Genomic DNA, 15861 nt, shown 5'->3' with positions numbered 1-15861 from the left:
ATAATTATTTATATTTTTTATTTAAAGCTTTTATGATAGCAAAAGTTTCTAGATCAAAAATACCATCAACTCTTTGAGGTCTAAAGTGCATTTGAAAAGCTGCTAATACTCTTTTACTTTCTAAATCCCAAGTATCAGTATCATTAATTTCATACCCATAATTCTGAAGTTCTTTTTTTAAATCGAGAATAGAAGCTGAATCAAAAATATCTTGTGAGTAATAAAAATTGAAATCTTTTGGATTATACCAAGCGCCAACACCATATTTATCATAAAGATATTTCCATGGAAACTTAGGACCTGGATCAAATTTTCTAGTAGGAGAAATATCAGAGTGACCTAAAATATATTTAGGGTTAATTTTATATTTTGTAGTAAGTTCTTTAAGAAGCATTCCAATTTTAAAAACTTGAGCATCATTATATGGATAAAACATTGTTGTATCAACAATACCATCTTTTAAATTAGAGGAATTTTGTTTGTTAGCACTTGAATATCCTAAATTTGAGATTTCAATCCCTATAGAATTGTCATTTAAATTTTTGTATCCATCAAAAGAACTTATTCCAGCATGCCAAGCTCTTTTTGTATCTGGTACTAAAGAGTAAACAGAATCTTCTCTTTTTTGTGTAACTAAATAATGAGAACTTACATTATTTTTTGTTAAAGCTGTAATAGAACGTTCATCATTTAAGGCAGTGTAGTGTAATATTACAAATCTAACTCTTTCATTATAAGATTTTGATTTGTATTTAGATGAATTAACACTGTATTTAAGTGATGTGCACGAAGATAAAACAATGGTGAAAATTAAAAATAATAATTTTTGTATCATCTTAAAGAACCTCCTTTACTTTGGTATACTTTGATTATATAACAAAATGACAAAAAAATCCAAAAAAACCTAAAAAACATTTGAAATTAATTGGTTTATATGATATAAATGACTGTACTTATTATAACAATAGAAGCATTTTAGGAGGAAATATAATGACAAAAAAAGAGTTTGCGAAAATATTATTTGAAAAAGGTGTATTCTCTTCAAAAGCTGAAGCAGAAAGAAAATTAGATTCAGTTCTAGTTACGATAGAGGAAACTTTACAAGCTGGAGAAGAAATTAACTTTATTGGATGGGGAAAATTTGAAGTAGTTGAAAGACCAGAAAGAATAGGAAGAAATCCTAAAACTGGAGAAGAAATTAAAATAGAAGCTAAAAAAACTGTAAAGTTTAAAGCTGGAAAGTCTTTAGTAGACAAAATGAACTAATATTTATTACTTAAAAACCGAGATTTCTCTCGGTTTTTTTTATTAAAACAATTCTTTTTTGAATAAAATCCAAGTTAATAAAATTCCACATGCAATAGCTACAAGAACAACCCATAAGAATCCATGTGTATCACCTGCAAAAGGAACTCCTCCAACATTCATTCCCCACAATCCAGAAACAACAGTTGGAATAGCGAATACAATTGTAATTGAAGTAAGCTTTTTCATAACAATATTTAAGTTGTTAGACATAACTGTAGAAAAAGCATCTCTAGTACTACTTAAAATACTAGAATAAATATTTGCCATTTCAATAGCTTGTTTAGTTTCAATGATAACATCTTCCAGAAGCTCTAGATCGTCAGGGTATCTTTTGACAATTTCAGTTCTCATCATTCTTTCTAAAACAGCCTCGTTAGATTTTAAAGAAGTTGTGAAATAAACTAAACTTTTTTCCAATTCTAATAATAGCATTAGTTCTTGATTTCTCAAGTTGTTTTTTAATTGTCGTTCAATATTATCACTAATTCTTCCAATTTGTTTAAGATAAAGTAAGAAATAAGTTGAATTTCTAAAAAGCATTTGTAATATAAATCTAGTCTTTTTAAAAGTAAAGAAACTCTTTATTCTTCCTTGAACAAATTCTTCGATTAAAGCTAATTTAACTGTAGAAACAGTTATAATATGATTATTTAATAAAATTATTCCTAAAGGTACTGTTGTAAAAGAGCAACGATTATTTTCATCGTGAATAGGAACATCAATAATAACTAGAATAAGGTCATCATCAATTTCTAAACGTGCTTTTTCCTCTTCATCAAGTGCGGCTCTTATATGTTCTTCTGGAATTTCAAAGCTGTTAGTAACAACTTTGATTTCTTCTTCTGTTGGATTAGAAAGATGTATCCAAGTGTTCTTTTCTTTAAGTTTTTCAATCTCTAAAGTTTCAGAAATTGAAAAAAGTTTTTTTTCTAAAATATCGTTGTGACTTTTATAAATTTTTATCATAGATTCACCTAACTTTAATTTTTTTTTAATCTCTTAAAGCCAAAGGCATTAAAATATATTTATAAGAAGTGTTATTTTTTTCAGTTATTTCAAACATTGCTGAAGATGAATTTCCTTTAATAAAAACATTTTTGTTTATATTTTCTATAAATTCAAACAAAAACTTTATATTAAGAGAACATTTAAAATCATCTCCTATTTTAATCATATCTACTTTTTGATTTATTTTAGCTTTTCCAGAAGAAGCTGAAATAGATAGTTTATTGCTTTTAAATTCTAAAATAGCTCCATTTTTAGCTTCAGTACTAGTTCTTGCAACAGTTAAAGCTTTTTTTAAAGAACTTTTAAAGTCATAATAATTGAATTCCATTTCTTTACTAAAATCATTCCCACAAAGAATAGCATCAAAATTTGGGAAAGGTAAATTAGTAATTTTAGTTAAAAAGTAAGTATTTTCCCATAAAAATATAAGATTTTCTCCACTGCTTCCAATAAGAATATCTTTGTTTAAATCTTTAATTAATTTGCATAAGATGTTAATAGATTCTAGAGGTATAGAAAAATCTTTTTCTAAAAAAGCAGCATTATCAGTTTTTAAATATGTTAATCTGTATGAATCTGTAGAAACAAAAGATATACGATCTTTTCTAAAAAGAGTTCTAATACAATTAACAGCTAAATTTTCTGTTGAAGGAGCAACGGAAAATTTTGTTTTTTCAAAACTTTTATAAAGTTCTTCAGAAGATATTTTTGCAATTTCATCAATTACAGGAAGTTTTAAATTTTCTGGAAAATTATCATTATAAAGTAATACAAATTCAGCTAAATGAATAGAGAGGATATCGTTTTTAGAAGAAAGATTAATACTTTCATCATCTAAAAGTTTGATGTATTCGAGAGCTAAATTTGGCTTAAATATAACAGTACCATTTTCAATAGTTTCACAACTTATTGTCTTTATATAGTTAATATCTAGATTTGTACCAGAAAAAGTAACAGTTCCTTCTTCAGAATGTATTTTTAAACCAGAAATAATAGGCTTAATTGGATTGTCTTTTAAAATATTAATAAACTCAGAAAAAATTTCAATTAAGTTATTTCTTTCAATGTTAAAGTTCATAGGTGCCTCCTAAAATTAGTCTTTTTTAAAATTATACACTATAAATAAGAGCCTTACAAGAAATAAAAAAGTCCAACTTTTTTTTAGTTGGACTTTTAAAATTAATCTATAAGAACCTCTTGCCAGTATTTACTTTGTATATCTAATGTGTTTTTAATATCTCTTAAAATTTCAGTGTGAGATAAATCTTCGATAGAATAAAGTGGCTTTTCAGTGATTAAATCTCTTGCAGGAACATTTATAGATGGTATTCTTAAATGCTCAGCAATTAATTTATAATTTTCAGGTCTTTGTATAAAATCTAAGAATTTATAAGCACCCTCTTTATTAGGGGCTGTTTTAGGAATAACAAATGAATCGATGTAAGATGTACCACCTTTTTCTGGAATAATAAATTCTGTAGTTTTTAACTGCTCTTCTGTTAATTCATTTAAAACATTGTCAGGATAACAATGAACAACCCAAAAATCTTCATTAGCAAAACCTTTTCCGAAAGATTCAGAATCAAATTTAGCAATATTTTTTTTCCATCCTTTAACTAAATTAGCTGCCGCAGCAATAGAAGCTTCATCTTCTGTTGTCTGTGAATGTCCTAATGTACCTAGAGCAGAAGTCATAACCTCTCTCATATCATCAAGTAGAGTCATTTTGCCTTTATAAGCAGAATTGTCGTATATTGAAAAATCTTTAGGGAAATCTTTAACATACTTAGTATTTACAGCAATAGTTGTTGCTCCCATTGCAAATGGAAATACATAGTCATTATTAGCGTCAAAATATTGTAATTTTTCAAATACCATAGGATCAATATTTTTTAATGATGGTAATTTTGTTTTATCTAATTTTTCAATCATTCCATCATTCATCAAAATTTCAGCATAATCAGTTGAGGGAGTTAATATATCATAACCAGTTCCACCAGCTTTAATTTTAGCAAACATTTCTTCATTTGAAGAATAAATATCTTCAACTACTTTAATACCAGTTTCTTTTTGGAAATCTTCATAAATTTTAGCAGGAATATAATCAGCCCACCCATAAAGATAAAGAATTTTTTCATTTTTTTGTTTTTCTTTACCACAAGAGAATAAGAGAAAAATCAAAGATAGTAAAGTTAATATTTTTTTCATTTAAACCTCCTTGAAAAATATAAAATATAGAACCTAAAAATTGTATTATATTTTTTAAGTATAGTCAAGAGTAATTCAAGAATAGAGATTATTTAGGTAGAAAATCAAAAGAAATTAATGTATAATCTAAAATAAAAGATATGAAAATCAGGAGTGGTAATATATGGATATAATAACAAGTAAAGATAATGAACTATATAAATTTATTAAAAAATTAAAAGTAAAAAAATATAGAGATTTGGAACAACAATTTTTAGCTGAAGGTAGAAAATTTTTAGAATTTGAAGAAAATCCAAAATTAATTATATTTAAAGAAGGAATTTCAGAAGAAATTATAAATATTGCTCAAAAACATAATTGTAGAAAAATAATCTTAACTGAAAAATTGTTTAAAGAGTTGAGTTCACAAGAAAATTCACAGGGTGTTATTATTTGTTATGCTTCTAAAATCAAAGAATTAAAAAATCTAGAAAATAATATAATAGTTTTAAATAGAGTTGCAGATCCAGGAAACTTAGGAACAATAATCAGAGTTGCAGATGCAGCGGGATTCAAAGAAATTATATTAACTAAAGGCAGTGTAGATTGCTATAATGATAAAACAGTTAGAAGTAGTATGGGATCAATTTTAAGTATAAATATCTATTATATAGAAGAAAATGAAGTGATTCAATTTTTAAAAGAAAAAGCATACAAGATTATAGTAACTGCTTTAGAAACAAATTCAATACCTTATACAGAAATGGAATTAACTGAAAAGAATGCTTTTATTTTTGGAAATGAAGGAGATGGAGTTTCAAGAGAAATTATAAAAAATAGTGATGAAAAAGTTATAATTCCAATATATGGAAGTGCAGAATCTTTAAATGTAGCAATGGCTACGGGTATAATTCTTTATGATGTTAGAAACAAATTAGAAAAAAAATAAAAAAATCACGGGGGGCTAAATTTATATGGTTAAATTAGTTGTTACAGATATGGATGGAACATTTTTAAATGATAAAAAAGAATTTTCAGGTGAATTTTGGGATATCTATTCTGAAATGGAAGAAAAAGGAATAAAATTTGTTGTTGCCAGTGGAAGACAATATCAAAATTTAAGAAAAAACTTTGATAGAATTAAAGAAAAAATAATATTTATAGCAGAAAATGGAAGCTATGTAATAAAAAATGAAAAAGAGATCTATTCAAGAGTGCTTTCAGAAGAAACAATAAAAAAATATATTGAAATAGGAAGAAAAATACCTTCAACGAACATTGTGTTGTGTGGGAAAAAATCAGCATATATTGAATCTGAGGATTCAGAATTTAAAAAAGAAGTAGAAAAATATTATGAAGAAAAGCAATATGTAGATAATCTTTTAGATATAAAAGACGATGAAATTATAAAAATTGCTTTTTGTGACTTAACAGGAACAGAAGAAAATGTTTATCCATATTTGAAAAATGAAGTAGATTGTCAAGTGGTTGTTTCAGGAGATATTTGGTTAGATGTTAGTCATTTAGAGTCAAATAAAGGAATCGCTTTAGAAGTTCTTCAAAAAAAACTTGGGATTGATTATGAAGAGACAATGATTTTTGGTGATTATTTAAATGATTATGAAATGCTAAAAAAAGGAAGATATAGCTTTGCGATGGAAAATGCTCATGAAGAAGTAAAAAAAATCTCTAATTTTATAGCTAAAAGTAATAATGAAAATGGAGTTTTAGAAGAGTTAAAAAGAATTGTTTTAAATTATCCGCAGTAATAAGGGAGGTTTTAAAAGTGAAAAAATATTTGAAGAGTTTATGTATGTTGCTTTTAACAGTAAATATTTTTGCAGAATATAAATTTCCAATAAAAAATCCATATGTAGCAACTATAGTTGGAAGTTCTAAAATAATGATAGATGGAATTCCAAAAACAGTACCAATAAAAGAATTTCAAATTCCAATGTTAAAGAGTGCTAACATTCCTAAAAATATGTGGTATGACAAAGAGTTTAAATTTTCTTTAAGCAAACAAAAAGGTCGAGCACCATTGATATATGTTTTATCTGGAACTGGATCAGCTTATAATTCAACGAGAACACAAAATTTTCAAAAAATATTTTACAATGCTGGTTATCATGTTTTGACAGTAACATCGGTTTTTAATTCAAACTTTATTTTAAATGCATCAAATAGTAGAGTTCCAGGAGTTCTAATTCAAGATGGATTAGATTTATATAATGCTATGGGTGATATGCTAGATAAAGTGAAGATTGAGGAGAATCTAGAAATAAGTGATATATATTTAATGGGATATAGTATGGGTGCAACTCATTCAGCAGTTTTATCATACCTAGACTCAGTAGGAAAAGATTTTAATTTCAAAAGAGTTTTTATGGTTAATCCATCAATAAATTTATATTATTCAGCTAAAATTTTGGATGAAATGTTAACTAGAAATATAAAAGATAAAGCTGAAATAGTTAAAATTATAGATGAAGTAATGAAGGTGGTTAAAAAAAATATTTCACCAAGTGATTTACAAATAACAGAGGAGAGTATATATTCTATTTTTGAAAAAGAAGAACTTTCAAATAAAGAAATGCAACGCTTGATAGGACTAGCTTTCAATCTAACAGCAATTGATTTAAATTATGTTGTAGACCAAATTAATGGAACAAATATTTATTCAAGAGAAACACCTCGAAAATTTGGAAGTATGTATCCATATTTTAAAGATATAAATTTTGCTAATTTTAGTGATTATCTTAACAAACTAGCATATCCTTATTATTTGAAAATTTTAGGTGGAGATTTGAAATTTAATGATATGATTAAGTATGGTGATTTGAGAATAATAAGAAGTTATTTAGAAAAAGAAAATAAAATAGCAGTTGTAACAAATGAGGATGATTTTATTTTAGCAGAAAAAGACAAAAGTTTTATACAAGACGTATTTAAAGAAAAATCTTTAATATATCCTTATGGAGGACATTGTGGAAATATGTTTTATGAAACAAATGTAAAAAAAATGTTAGAATTTTTAGAAAAGGGGGTACTTAATAATGAAATTTAAAAGTATTTTAATATCTTTAAGTTGTATGTTTTTTATAAGCTGCTCTTCTATAAATTCATCTTCAAAAAAAGTAATTACAAAAAATAATGAAAATAATTTAGAAAAAAAAATACATATTGATAAAAAAAGTTATTCAGCTCTTTCAAATGGGAAAGAAATTATATATCAACCTTTTAATTTAGAAAATAATGTTGTATTATATAAAGAAGTTGATGGAACAAAATTTATAGAAGTTTCTGATCCTTTAGAACCCTTAAATAGACGTATTTATTATTTTAATTATTATTTGGATAAATATGTATTGATACCAGCGGTTAATACTTATGAATATCTAACTCCTAATTTAGTTCAAAAAGGTGTATCAAATTTCTTTTCAAATTTAGGAGAGATAAATACTTTTTTGAATTCAGTTTTACAATTTGAAGCAAAAAAAGCTACAATAACATTAGCAAGATTTGGAATTAATTCAACGTTTGGAATTTTTGGAGTTTTTGATGTTGCAACAGTTTTAGAATTACCTAAAAATTATGAAGATTTTGGATTAACATTAGCTAAATATGGAATAGGTAATGGTCCGTATTTAGTATTGCCAGGTTTTGGACCATCAAACTTAAGAGATGCAACAGGAAAAGCAGTTGGAATAGTTGCAATTTCAGAAGCAAATCCTTACAATATGCCAATAGGTTTAGATATAACCCATCCGAGTGTAACAACATTGAATGCAGTTGATATAAGAAAAGCTAATAAGAATTTTAGATATTATGGAACAGGAAGTCCATTTGAATATGAATATGTAAGATATTTTTATACAAAGTATAGAGAAACATTAACAGAAATAAAGTGATAGGAGAGGACGAATAATGAATTTACAAGAGTTAGTACTAGATTATAAAAACGAGGTTGTAAAATCTATTCAAGATTCGGTTAGAATTAAAAGTGTTCAAGAAGAACCCTTAAAAGGAATGCCTTTTGGAGAGGGACCAGCAAAAGCATTGGAAAATATGCTTGATTTAGGAAGAAGATTAGGGTTCGAAGTTACAAATTTTGATAATTATGCAGGGCACATAGATTTTGGTACAGGATCAGATGAAGAGATGATAGGTATTTTAGGACATGTTGATGTTGTGCCAGAGGGGAAAGGTTGGGATTACCCTCCTTATGAAGCTAGAATTGTTGATGGTAAAATGTATGGAAGAGGAGTCTTGGATGACAAAGGACCTACAATAGCGGCTCTATATGCGCTAAAAGCGATAAAAGATTCTGGAGTAAAGCTAAGTAAAAAGGTTAGAGTGATTGTAGGAGCGAATGAAGAAACAGGATGGGGATGTATGAATCATTACTTTGGGAAACTAAATATGCCACAACCTGCAATGTCATTTACTCCAGATTCATCATTTCCTGTGACGTATGCAGAAAAAGGAATTCTACATCTTATGATTAGTAAAGAATGTTCAGAGAATTTAAATTTTTCAATAAATGGTGGAGTTGCATTTAATTCTGTTCCAGATTCAGCATTAGGTATATTTTCATTATCAATAAAAGATGAAGTTTTATTAAAATTAGATAAATTTAATTCAGAAAAAGAATTTAAAATATCATTATCAGAGAAAAATGAAAAATTAGAGTTGTTATCTTTAGGAAAAGCATCTCACGGAGCAAGACCATCAAATGGTTATAATGCAATTACAGCTTTGTTCCATTTTTTATCAACATTAAATATTGAAGATTTAGAATTGAAAAATATGGTACAATTTTTCAATCAATATATAAAAATGGAATTTTCTGGAAAAAGTCTAGGAATTAATTTTGAAGATGAACCTTCAGGAGAATTAACATTAAATATTGGAAAAATAGAATGTCAAAATAATAAAATAATGTTTGGATTTGACATTAGATACCCTGTAACTTTTACAAAAGAACAAGTAATAGAAGAAATTGATAAAAGAGCAAAAAATACGGGTTTAACTTTATCTATAAGATCAGAGAAAGCTCCTCTTTATGTTCCGAAAGATAGTTTTTTAGTAAAAACACTAATGAATATATATAAAGAAATAACAGGAGATATAGATGCAGAACCTGTTTCTATTGGCGGTGGAACTTATGCTAGAGCAGTAAAAAATGCAGTAGCATTTGGAGCTTTATTAAAAGATCAAGAGGATAACATGCATCAAAAAAATGAATATTTAGAAATTGAAAAATTAGATATTTGGTTAAAAATATATGTTCAAGCTATATATGATTTAGCAAAATAAAAAGGGAGCTACGTGAGTGGCTCTCTTTTCTAATTAATAAAACGACTTTCTTTTAAATATTTGGTATCATTTCCAGCGATGAAAACAATAGAGTTATTTGAAATAAGATTTATAACTTCTTTAGAAATTTCAGTCGGAATAGCAGGGCATCCTAAAGTACGTCCTAAAAATCCCATTTGTTCAATATATTTTTTTGAGGCATATTCAGCACCGTGAATAACAATAGTTCTATCATAAGCATTGGAATTAAAACGATTTTCTAAACCATTTAATCTAAGAGAGTATCCAAAGTCTCCAATGTATGGTTTTACATCAGTTGTAAAAAAGCCCAAAGAACTTTGGAAAGAATTTGGAGTATTTGAAAATCTAGTCGCACTTAGTTTACCGCTATTTTTTCCATGAGAAACATATGTATAATATCGAAGTTGTTTTTTCTTTAAATCAATAACAGAAAAGCGTCGTTCTGTAGATGGTTTTGTAAAATCGATGATTGTTAAAAAATCATTTTTTTTACCTTTGATTTTAGAAGTCCCTTTTATAGCGTTTTTAAAAACATCATAAGTCATTTTGTCTTTTAATTCTAATTTTTTATAAAGAGAAGAAGTAGAGCTTAAAGTAGTAATATAAAGAATCAAAAATAAAGTTGAAATTTTTTGCTTCATGAAATCACTCCTAGAAAACAAGATTATATTATATTATATATTATATCAAAAACTTTATAATAAGTTGACATAAAAAATAAATAAAGTTAAAATAATTGATAGTTTGAATATTAATAAAAAATGGGATTGAATGGTCACATGCAGCAAAATCAGGAAAAGTAAAAGTTGAACTGGGAGAAAAAAATGTTAAATAATAAAAAGATAATAAAAAGAGTAATATTATTATTATTTTTACTAATGATTTTATTTGGGTTAAAAGAATCAAATGTTTTAGAATATTTAAAAGATAGAAAAAATCTAGAAGAATTAATAAAAAGTTTAGGAGTATGGGGTCCTATTTCTTACATAGGACTTTATGCAGTAATAACAATAACTTGTGTATCAACTTTACCTTTAACTTTAGCAGGTGGAATTATATTTGGGCCAATAATAGGAATTATATACACAGTTATTGGTGCTTGTTTAGGTTTATCTTTATCATTTTTGATAGCAAGATATCTTTTGAAAAGTCCAATTGAAAAAAAATTTGGAAATACAGAAATTTTTAAAAAAATTAACGAAGGAGTAAAAAATGAAGGTTGGTTTATATTAGCAACAACAAGATTACTACCAGTATTTCCATTTGGAATTCAAAACTATGTCTATGGTTTAACATCAATTAATTTTATAAAATATTCGTTATTATCAACTTTATTTATATTACCAGGAACGTCAGTATTTGTTTTATTAGCAGGAGCTGTTGCTTCAGGAAATATAAAAACTGCTATAAAAATCTCAATAATAGCATCAATGATATTTTTCTTATTAATAGTTTTAACAAAAATTGTAGCAAAAAAAGAAAATAAGTAAAAATAAAGGAGTAAAAAATGAAAGGTTTATTAAAGCAAAGTTTAATTTTAATATTTGGGTTATGTTTATTTACAGGTTGTGGAAAACAAGAAAACAATAATGTAACTCTATATATGTGGGGTGGTTCAAAAGAGGTTAATTTGTTTATAGATAATGTTGTAACTCCAAAGATACTTCAAACTGAAAATATAAAATTAAAAAGAATACCTATAGTTGATATAAAAGATGTTGTAAATAAATTAATCATAGAAAAGCAAGCAGGTAAAAAAAATGGAATAATAGATATAATTTGGATAAATGGAGAAAACTTTAAACTCTTAAAAGATTCATCTGTATTAGAAGAAGATATTTTATCTAGAATTTCAAATAAAGATATATTGAAAGAAAGTTCTTTAATAAAAGACTTTGGAGAAGAGATAAATGGTTTAGAGATACCTTTTGGTGAAGCACAATTTAATTTTATTTATGATACAAAAAATGGAGTAGTTCCTTTTGTAGATTCAAGAACTTTACTAGAATATGTAAAATTTAATCCAGGAAAATTTACATATCCAAATGTTTCAAATTTTACAGGAAGTGCATTTGTTAGAAATATCTCTATAGATATATTAGGGTATGAAAATATTGAGAGTATGAAAGATGAAGAGTTGAAAGAAAATTTGGATATCGTTTGGAAGTATTTTAATGAAATGAAACCATATTTATGGAGAAAAGGAGAAACATATCCAGAGTCAGAAGGAAAGTTAGATTTGCTTTATTCTGTTGGAGAGGTTGATATAACGATGGGCTATACAGTGAATAAAGTAAATTCAAAAATAGCTTCGAAAGAATACTCTGAAACATCTAAAAGCTTCTTGTTAAATAAAGGGACAATGTTTAACAACCATTATTTAGCAATACCAAAAAATTCTGCTAATAAAGAGAATGCATTGAAAGTGATAAATCAATTGACGTCACCAGAAATACAGCTGTTAAAACAAACCTCTAAAAATTGGGGCGATTTTACTATTTTGGATATAGAAAAATTACCTTCTGAAATAGCAACAAAATTATTAAATGAAGCTGAGAATGATAAAATTCCATCTTTAAAAGAGTTACAAGAAAAAAGGATATTGGAATTAAATTCAAATAAGCTTAGAATAATTGAAGAAGGGTGGAAAGAAAAAGTTGGGAAAATTTAAAAAGTTGATATATATAGTGCCATTTTTATTATATATGATTTGTTTCTTTTTGTATGGGTTATATTATGTATTGATGACATCTTTAGGATATAATAGAATATTAACAGATTCATATTTTACTTTAGATTATTATAAAGACGTTTTAAATTCAAAAGAATTTTATGAAAGTTTAGTTTATACAATTAAAATAAATAGTATAGCAGCACTGATATCTTTTATTTTAACAATCGCTTTACTTTTTTTAGTATTTTTAAGTAAAAGAAAAAGATATTTTTATAGTGAAAATTTTCAAAAAATAATAGAAATTCCAGTTTTTATACCTTATTTAATAAGTGCTTATGGAGTATTGTTAGTATTTATGAAAAGAGGAATACTGAATAATTTACTTTTAAAAATGAATATTATTAGAACTATAGATGACTTCCCAATTTTAACAAACGATTATAATGGAATAGGTATTATTATAACTTATGTTTGGAAAGCATTACCTTTTATGACAATGATGAGTTTACCAATAGTTTTTAAAGCAAATAAAAAATGGGAGTCATTAGGAATAATATACAATCTAACAGATGTAGATTTCTTTAGAAAGATAGTGTTACCCTTAGTATTTCCAACGTTGAGTGTCAGTTTTTTTATAGTTTTAACTTATCTTTTCGCATCTTTTGAAACACCTTATATATTAGGAATTACTTATCCTAGAGTTTTGTCAGTGATGGTATTTGATAATTATACAAAAGAAAGTTTAGATTTAAGAGGAAAAATAATGGTTATGAATATATTAATATCAGTAATAAGTTTGTTTTTTGGCGGAATAATGTGCTTTGTTTTAAAAAGATTTACTAAATTTGGAGAAAGAGCATGGTGATTTTGAAAAATTTTTTTATAGGATTTTTTTATTTTTTTATATCACTGCTATTTTTATTACCATTTTTTGGAATTTTCTTAAAAAGTTTAAATTGTAAAATGTGGATATATATACTAAAGTCTGAATCAACATATATTAGTTTGTGGACAACATTTTTAGTTGTTTTATTAACAATGATAATCAATTTTATAATAGGAACTCCAGTTGCTTCATTTATGGCGAGAGAAAAATTTAATGGAAAAATATTAGTAGAAATATTAATAATTTTACCACTAATAATACCAGCAATGGTAAGTACTATGGGATTACAATTTGTATTTATAAAGTTGGGATTAATTGAAACTGTTTTAGGCGTAGCTGTAGTTCATAGTATAACAACAATGCCTTATTATATTGGAAGTATGAGAGCAGGATACTTAACTCTAAATAAAGATTATACCAATTTAGGAAAAGTATTGGGAGCAAACCAAATTCAGAGATTTACTAAAATAACACTTCCTATAATATATCCATCTTTTTTAGTTGGAATGTCTCTTGTTATAATAGTTTCTCTAGCTCAGTATCTAGTAACTTTTATAATAGGAGGGGGACAAGTGATGACATTACCTGTTATAATAATGCCATATTTATCAGATGGAGCTATCGGTAATGGTACTGTTTATAGTGTTATATATGTTGGATTTACATATTTTTTAGTGATGATAGTAGGTAAAATTATTAAGAGAATATATAGAAAGAGAGAAAAAAATGATAGAATTAAAAAAAGTGTCTAAAAATTTTCAAGACTTTTCTTTGAAAAATATAGATATTTTTATAAACAAAGGAGAATTTATAGGGATTCTAGGAAGGTCAGGTTCAGGGAAATCAACTGTTTTAAGTTTAATAGCTGGATTGGACAAAGAGTACTCAGGAGAGATTATGATAGATAGGAAACCACCAAACAAGATTATAAAAGATGGAGAGATAGGAATGGTTTTTCAAAAAGATTTATTACTTCCACACTTAAATGTTTCGGAAAATATAGCTTTTGGATTAAAAATAAAAAAAGTGGATAAAAAAGAAATTGAAAAAAGAGTAAGTTTAGCAATTCTAGATATGGAGTTATCAGGTAAAGAGAAAAGATTTCCAAACGAATTAAGTGGTGGAGAAAAACAGAGAGTTTCAATAGCTAGAGCTATTGTTACTAAGCCAAAACTTTTATTGATGGATGAACCCTTCTCTGCTTTAGATTTTAATTTAAGAGAAAAGATGCAAAAATTATTAAAAAAATTACATAAAAAATTAAAAATTACAATTGTATTTGTAACTCATGATAGAGAAGAAGCTTTTTATCTTTGTGATAAAATAGGAGTTATGTTTAAAGGTGAACTTTTGGATTATGGTACACCAGAAAAATTATATTATAATCCAGAAAATGTTTATACAGCTCAACTTTTAGCTATAGAGAATATTTTCTGTAAAGAAAAATTTAAAAAAATATTTAATTGTGAAGTGGAAAATTATAATTTTGTTGCTTTAAGAGGTAAAAGTTTAAAAGTTGTAGCTAATTCAGAATTGAAAGCAGAAATAAAAGAAATTAATTTCAAAATGGGTGAATACTCTGTAATTGTTTCTCTTGAAAATGAAAATATAGTTTTTGTTCAAGAGGGTAACTTTGAATACAAAGTAGGAGATACAGTATATTTAGAGTATAATAAAAAAGATATGATATTGATAAAAGGAGATGAAAATGTTAGATACACACTGTAGAAAATATATACAGCCTTTTATAAAATTTGGAGCATGTTTAGCTATGAAAGTTAATTTAACAGCAAATTTTGTAACAGTTATAGCTATGCTTATAGGAGTGTTGAGTGGTTTATTAACAGCGTTAGATTTTAATATATTAGGAGTTCTAGCATTATGGTTCTCAGGATATTTAGATGCTGTAGATGGAACTATAGCTAGAGAAACAAAAACCTCGTCACTCTTTGGAACAGTTATGGATATAACATTTGATAGAATAGTAGAGGGTTCAGTTATAATAGGAGTAGCTTATAGGTATTCTGAATTTAGTTTTGTATTGCTTTTATTGGCTATTAGTATAATCATATCTATGACTGTGTTTTTAACAACAGGTCCTTTAGCAGAAAACAAAGGTGAAAAGACATTTTATTATCAAGCTGGATTAGCGGAAAGAACAGAGGGATTTATAATGTTAAGCTTGATAATTTTACTTAGAGAAAAAGCGAGTATTGCAATAAATATATTTACAATCATGGTTTTATTCACAGCTTTCCAAAGATTTTCAGAAGCAAAAAAAATATTATGATAAAAAAATAAATAAATAGTTGACAGGATACTGTATTCGTGGTATTATATAGAAGTTAAGTAAGTTGTCGCGGGATAGAGCAGTTGGCAGCTCGTCGGGCTCATAATCCGAAGGTCGTTGGTTCGAATCCGGCTCCCGCCACCAAAATGAAATTTCAAACCGTCTTTA

Annotated in this window: 17 protein-coding genes and 1 tRNA gene; 13 read left to right on the top strand and 5 right to left on the bottom strand. The window is 26.4% G+C overall.

The annotated features are described in order from the left end of the window. Window positions 1-4 precede the first annotated feature (4 nt). Window positions 5-835: an N-acetylmuramoyl-L-alanine amidase gene (locus ACRCZX_RS08960; protein WP_438582587.1), complete on the bottom strand. Its 831-nt coding sequence runs from the start codon at window positions 833-835 to the stop codon at window positions 5-7. A gap of 155 nt (window positions 836-990) precedes the next feature. On the opposite strand from ACRCZX_RS08960, the gene ACRCZX_RS08955 reads away from it, so the two are divergent. Continuing rightward, window positions 991-1266, top strand: a complete 276-nt coding sequence (locus ACRCZX_RS08955; RefSeq protein ID WP_438582586.1) for an HU family DNA-binding protein — start codon at window positions 991-993, stop codon at window positions 1264-1266. 42 nt (window positions 1267-1308) lie between these two features. Here ACRCZX_RS08955 and ACRCZX_RS08950 read toward each other — a convergent pair whose 3' ends face one another. From ACRCZX_RS08950 to ACRCZX_RS08940, 3 genes are all read right to left on the bottom strand, one after another. Then, a complete protein-coding gene (locus ACRCZX_RS08950) occupies window positions 1309-2274 on the bottom strand; it encodes a magnesium transporter CorA family protein (protein WP_438582585.1) in 966 nt (321 codons plus the stop codon). A gap of 25 nt (window positions 2275-2299) precedes the next feature. After that, window positions 2300-3394 carry a DNA polymerase III subunit beta gene (locus tag ACRCZX_RS08945; protein WP_438582584.1) on the bottom strand — a complete coding sequence of 365 codons (1095 nt, stop codon included), beginning with the start codon at window positions 3392-3394 and terminating at the stop codon, window positions 2300-2302. A gap of 101 nt (window positions 3395-3495) precedes the next feature. Further along, a complete protein-coding gene (locus tag ACRCZX_RS08940) occupies window positions 3496-4524 on the bottom strand; it encodes an extracellular solute-binding protein (RefSeq protein WP_438582583.1) in 1029 nt (342 codons plus the stop codon). 163 nt (window positions 4525-4687) lie between these two features. Between ACRCZX_RS08940 and ACRCZX_RS08935 the strand changes: the two genes are divergently transcribed. Genes ACRCZX_RS08935 through pepV form a run of 5 tightly spaced genes read left to right on the top strand, consistent with a single transcriptional unit; the run spans window position 4688 to window position 9822 of the window. Beyond that, window positions 4688-5452, top strand: a complete 765-nt coding sequence (locus ACRCZX_RS08935; protein WP_438582582.1) for a TrmH family RNA methyltransferase — start codon at window positions 4688-4690, stop codon at window positions 5450-5452. Window positions 5453-5477: 25 nt separating this feature from the next. Further along, entirely contained in the window at window positions 5478-6272 is a 795-nt protein-coding gene (locus ACRCZX_RS08930; RefSeq protein ID WP_438582581.1) for a Cof-type HAD-IIB family hydrolase, read from the top strand. Window positions 6273-6289: 17 nt separating this feature from the next. Next, the gene (locus ACRCZX_RS08925) at window positions 6290-7570 is read left to right on the top strand and encodes a serine/threonine protein kinase (protein ID WP_438582580.1); all 1281 of its coding nucleotides are present in this window, start codon (window positions 6290-6292) and stop codon (window positions 7568-7570) included. After that, entirely contained in the window at window positions 7560-8414 is an 855-nt protein-coding gene (locus tag ACRCZX_RS08920) for an MlaA family lipoprotein (protein ID WP_438582579.1), read from the top strand. The genes ACRCZX_RS08925 and ACRCZX_RS08920 overlap by 11 nt, the downstream gene beginning before the upstream one ends. A 16-nt stretch (window positions 8415-8430) precedes the next feature. Then, window positions 8431-9822, top strand: a complete 1392-nt coding sequence (gene pepV / locus ACRCZX_RS08915; RefSeq protein WP_438582578.1) for a dipeptidase PepV — start codon at window positions 8431-8433, stop codon at window positions 9820-9822. Between the two features lie 29 nt (window positions 9823-9851). Here the strand turns inward: pepV and ACRCZX_RS08910 are convergent, their stop codons facing one another. Further along, window positions 9852-10484, bottom strand: coding sequence for a murein L,D-transpeptidase catalytic domain family protein (locus ACRCZX_RS08910; protein WP_438582577.1), 633 nt, complete (start codon window positions 10482-10484; stop codon window positions 9852-9854). 183 nt (window positions 10485-10667) lie between these two features. Between ACRCZX_RS08910 and ACRCZX_RS08905 the strand changes: the two genes are divergently transcribed. The 7 genes from ACRCZX_RS08905 to ACRCZX_RS08875 all read left to right on the top strand — a co-directional run bounded on the left by ACRCZX_RS08905 (window position 10668) and on the right by ACRCZX_RS08875 (window position 15837). Beyond that, window positions 10668-11333, top strand: coding sequence for a TVP38/TMEM64 family protein (locus tag ACRCZX_RS08905; RefSeq protein WP_438582576.1), 666 nt, complete (start codon window positions 10668-10670; stop codon window positions 11331-11333). 17 nt (window positions 11334-11350) lie between these two features. Continuing rightward, window positions 11351-12514, top strand: a complete 1164-nt coding sequence (locus ACRCZX_RS08900; RefSeq protein ID WP_438582575.1) for an ABC transporter substrate-binding protein — start codon at window positions 11351-11353, stop codon at window positions 12512-12514. Then, a complete protein-coding gene (locus ACRCZX_RS08895; protein WP_438582574.1) occupies window positions 12501-13382 on the top strand; it encodes an ABC transporter permease in 882 nt (293 codons plus the stop codon). The genes ACRCZX_RS08900 and ACRCZX_RS08895 overlap by 14 nt, the downstream gene beginning before the upstream one ends. Continuing rightward, a complete protein-coding gene (locus ACRCZX_RS08890; protein WP_438582573.1) occupies window positions 13376-14155 on the top strand; it encodes an ABC transporter permease in 780 nt (259 codons plus the stop codon). The genes ACRCZX_RS08895 and ACRCZX_RS08890 overlap by 7 nt, the downstream gene beginning before the upstream one ends. Further along, a complete protein-coding gene (locus ACRCZX_RS08885; protein ID WP_438582572.1) occupies window positions 14130-15131 on the top strand; it encodes an ABC transporter ATP-binding protein in 1002 nt (333 codons plus the stop codon). The genes ACRCZX_RS08890 and ACRCZX_RS08885 overlap by 26 nt, the downstream gene beginning before the upstream one ends. Then, window positions 15112-15693, top strand: a complete 582-nt coding sequence (locus ACRCZX_RS08880) for a CDP-alcohol phosphatidyltransferase family protein (protein ID WP_438582571.1) — start codon at window positions 15112-15114, stop codon at window positions 15691-15693. The genes ACRCZX_RS08885 and ACRCZX_RS08880 overlap by 20 nt, the downstream gene beginning before the upstream one ends. Before the next feature lie 68 nt (window positions 15694-15761). Then, a tRNA-Met gene (locus ACRCZX_RS08875) sits at window positions 15762-15837 on the top strand. Window positions 15838-15861: the final 24 nt, after the last annotated feature.

The sequence above is a fragment of the Cetobacterium sp. genome (genome assembly GCF_051658645.1).
Classification (GTDB): Bacteria; Fusobacteriota; Fusobacteriia; order Fusobacteriales; family Fusobacteriaceae; genus Cetobacterium_A.
This window is presented reverse-complemented; position numbering and strand designations above follow the sequence as displayed.

Excerpts from the sequence above, each read along its gene's own strand:
- ACRCZX_RS08960 (WP_438582587.1), bottom strand. The coding sequence starts at position 835 with ATGATACAAAAATTATTATTTTTAATTTTCACCATTGTTTTATCTTCG.
- ACRCZX_RS08955 (WP_438582586.1), top strand. The coding sequence starts at position 991 with ATGACAAAAAAAGAGTTTGCGAAAATATTATTTGAAAAAGGTGTATTC.
- ACRCZX_RS08950 (WP_438582585.1), bottom strand. The coding sequence starts at position 2,274 with ATGATAAAAATTTATAAAAGTCACAACGATATTTTAGAAAAAAAACTT.
- ACRCZX_RS08945 (WP_438582584.1), bottom strand. The coding sequence starts at position 3,394 with ATGAACTTTAACATTGAAAGAAATAACTTAATTGAAATTTTTTCTGAG.
- ACRCZX_RS08940 (WP_438582583.1), bottom strand. The coding sequence starts at position 4,524 with ATGAAAAAAATATTAACTTTACTATCTTTGATTTTTCTCTTATTCTCT.
- ACRCZX_RS08935 (WP_438582582.1), top strand. The coding sequence starts at position 4,688 with ATGGATATAATAACAAGTAAAGATAATGAACTATATAAATTTATTAAA.
- ACRCZX_RS08930 (WP_438582581.1), top strand. The coding sequence starts at position 5,478 with ATGGTTAAATTAGTTGTTACAGATATGGATGGAACATTTTTAAATGAT.
- ACRCZX_RS08920 (WP_438582579.1), top strand. The coding sequence starts at position 7,560 with ATGAAATTTAAAAGTATTTTAATATCTTTAAGTTGTATGTTTTTTATA.
- pepV (WP_438582578.1), top strand. The coding sequence starts at position 8,431 with ATGAATTTACAAGAGTTAGTACTAGATTATAAAAACGAGGTTGTAAAA.
- ACRCZX_RS08910 (WP_438582577.1), bottom strand. The coding sequence starts at position 10,484 with ATGAAGCAAAAAATTTCAACTTTATTTTTGATTCTTTATATTACTACT.
- ACRCZX_RS08905 (WP_438582576.1), top strand. The coding sequence starts at position 10,668 with ATGTTAAATAATAAAAAGATAATAAAAAGAGTAATATTATTATTATTT.
- ACRCZX_RS08900 (WP_438582575.1), top strand. The coding sequence starts at position 11,351 with ATGAAAGGTTTATTAAAGCAAAGTTTAATTTTAATATTTGGGTTATGT.
- ACRCZX_RS08890 (WP_438582573.1), top strand. The coding sequence starts at position 13,376 with ATGGTGATTTTGAAAAATTTTTTTATAGGATTTTTTTATTTTTTTATA.
- ACRCZX_RS08885 (WP_438582572.1), top strand. The coding sequence starts at position 14,130 with ATGATAGAATTAAAAAAAGTGTCTAAAAATTTTCAAGACTTTTCTTTG.
- ACRCZX_RS08880 (WP_438582571.1), top strand. The coding sequence starts at position 15,112 with ATGTTAGATACACACTGTAGAAAATATATACAGCCTTTTATAAAATTT.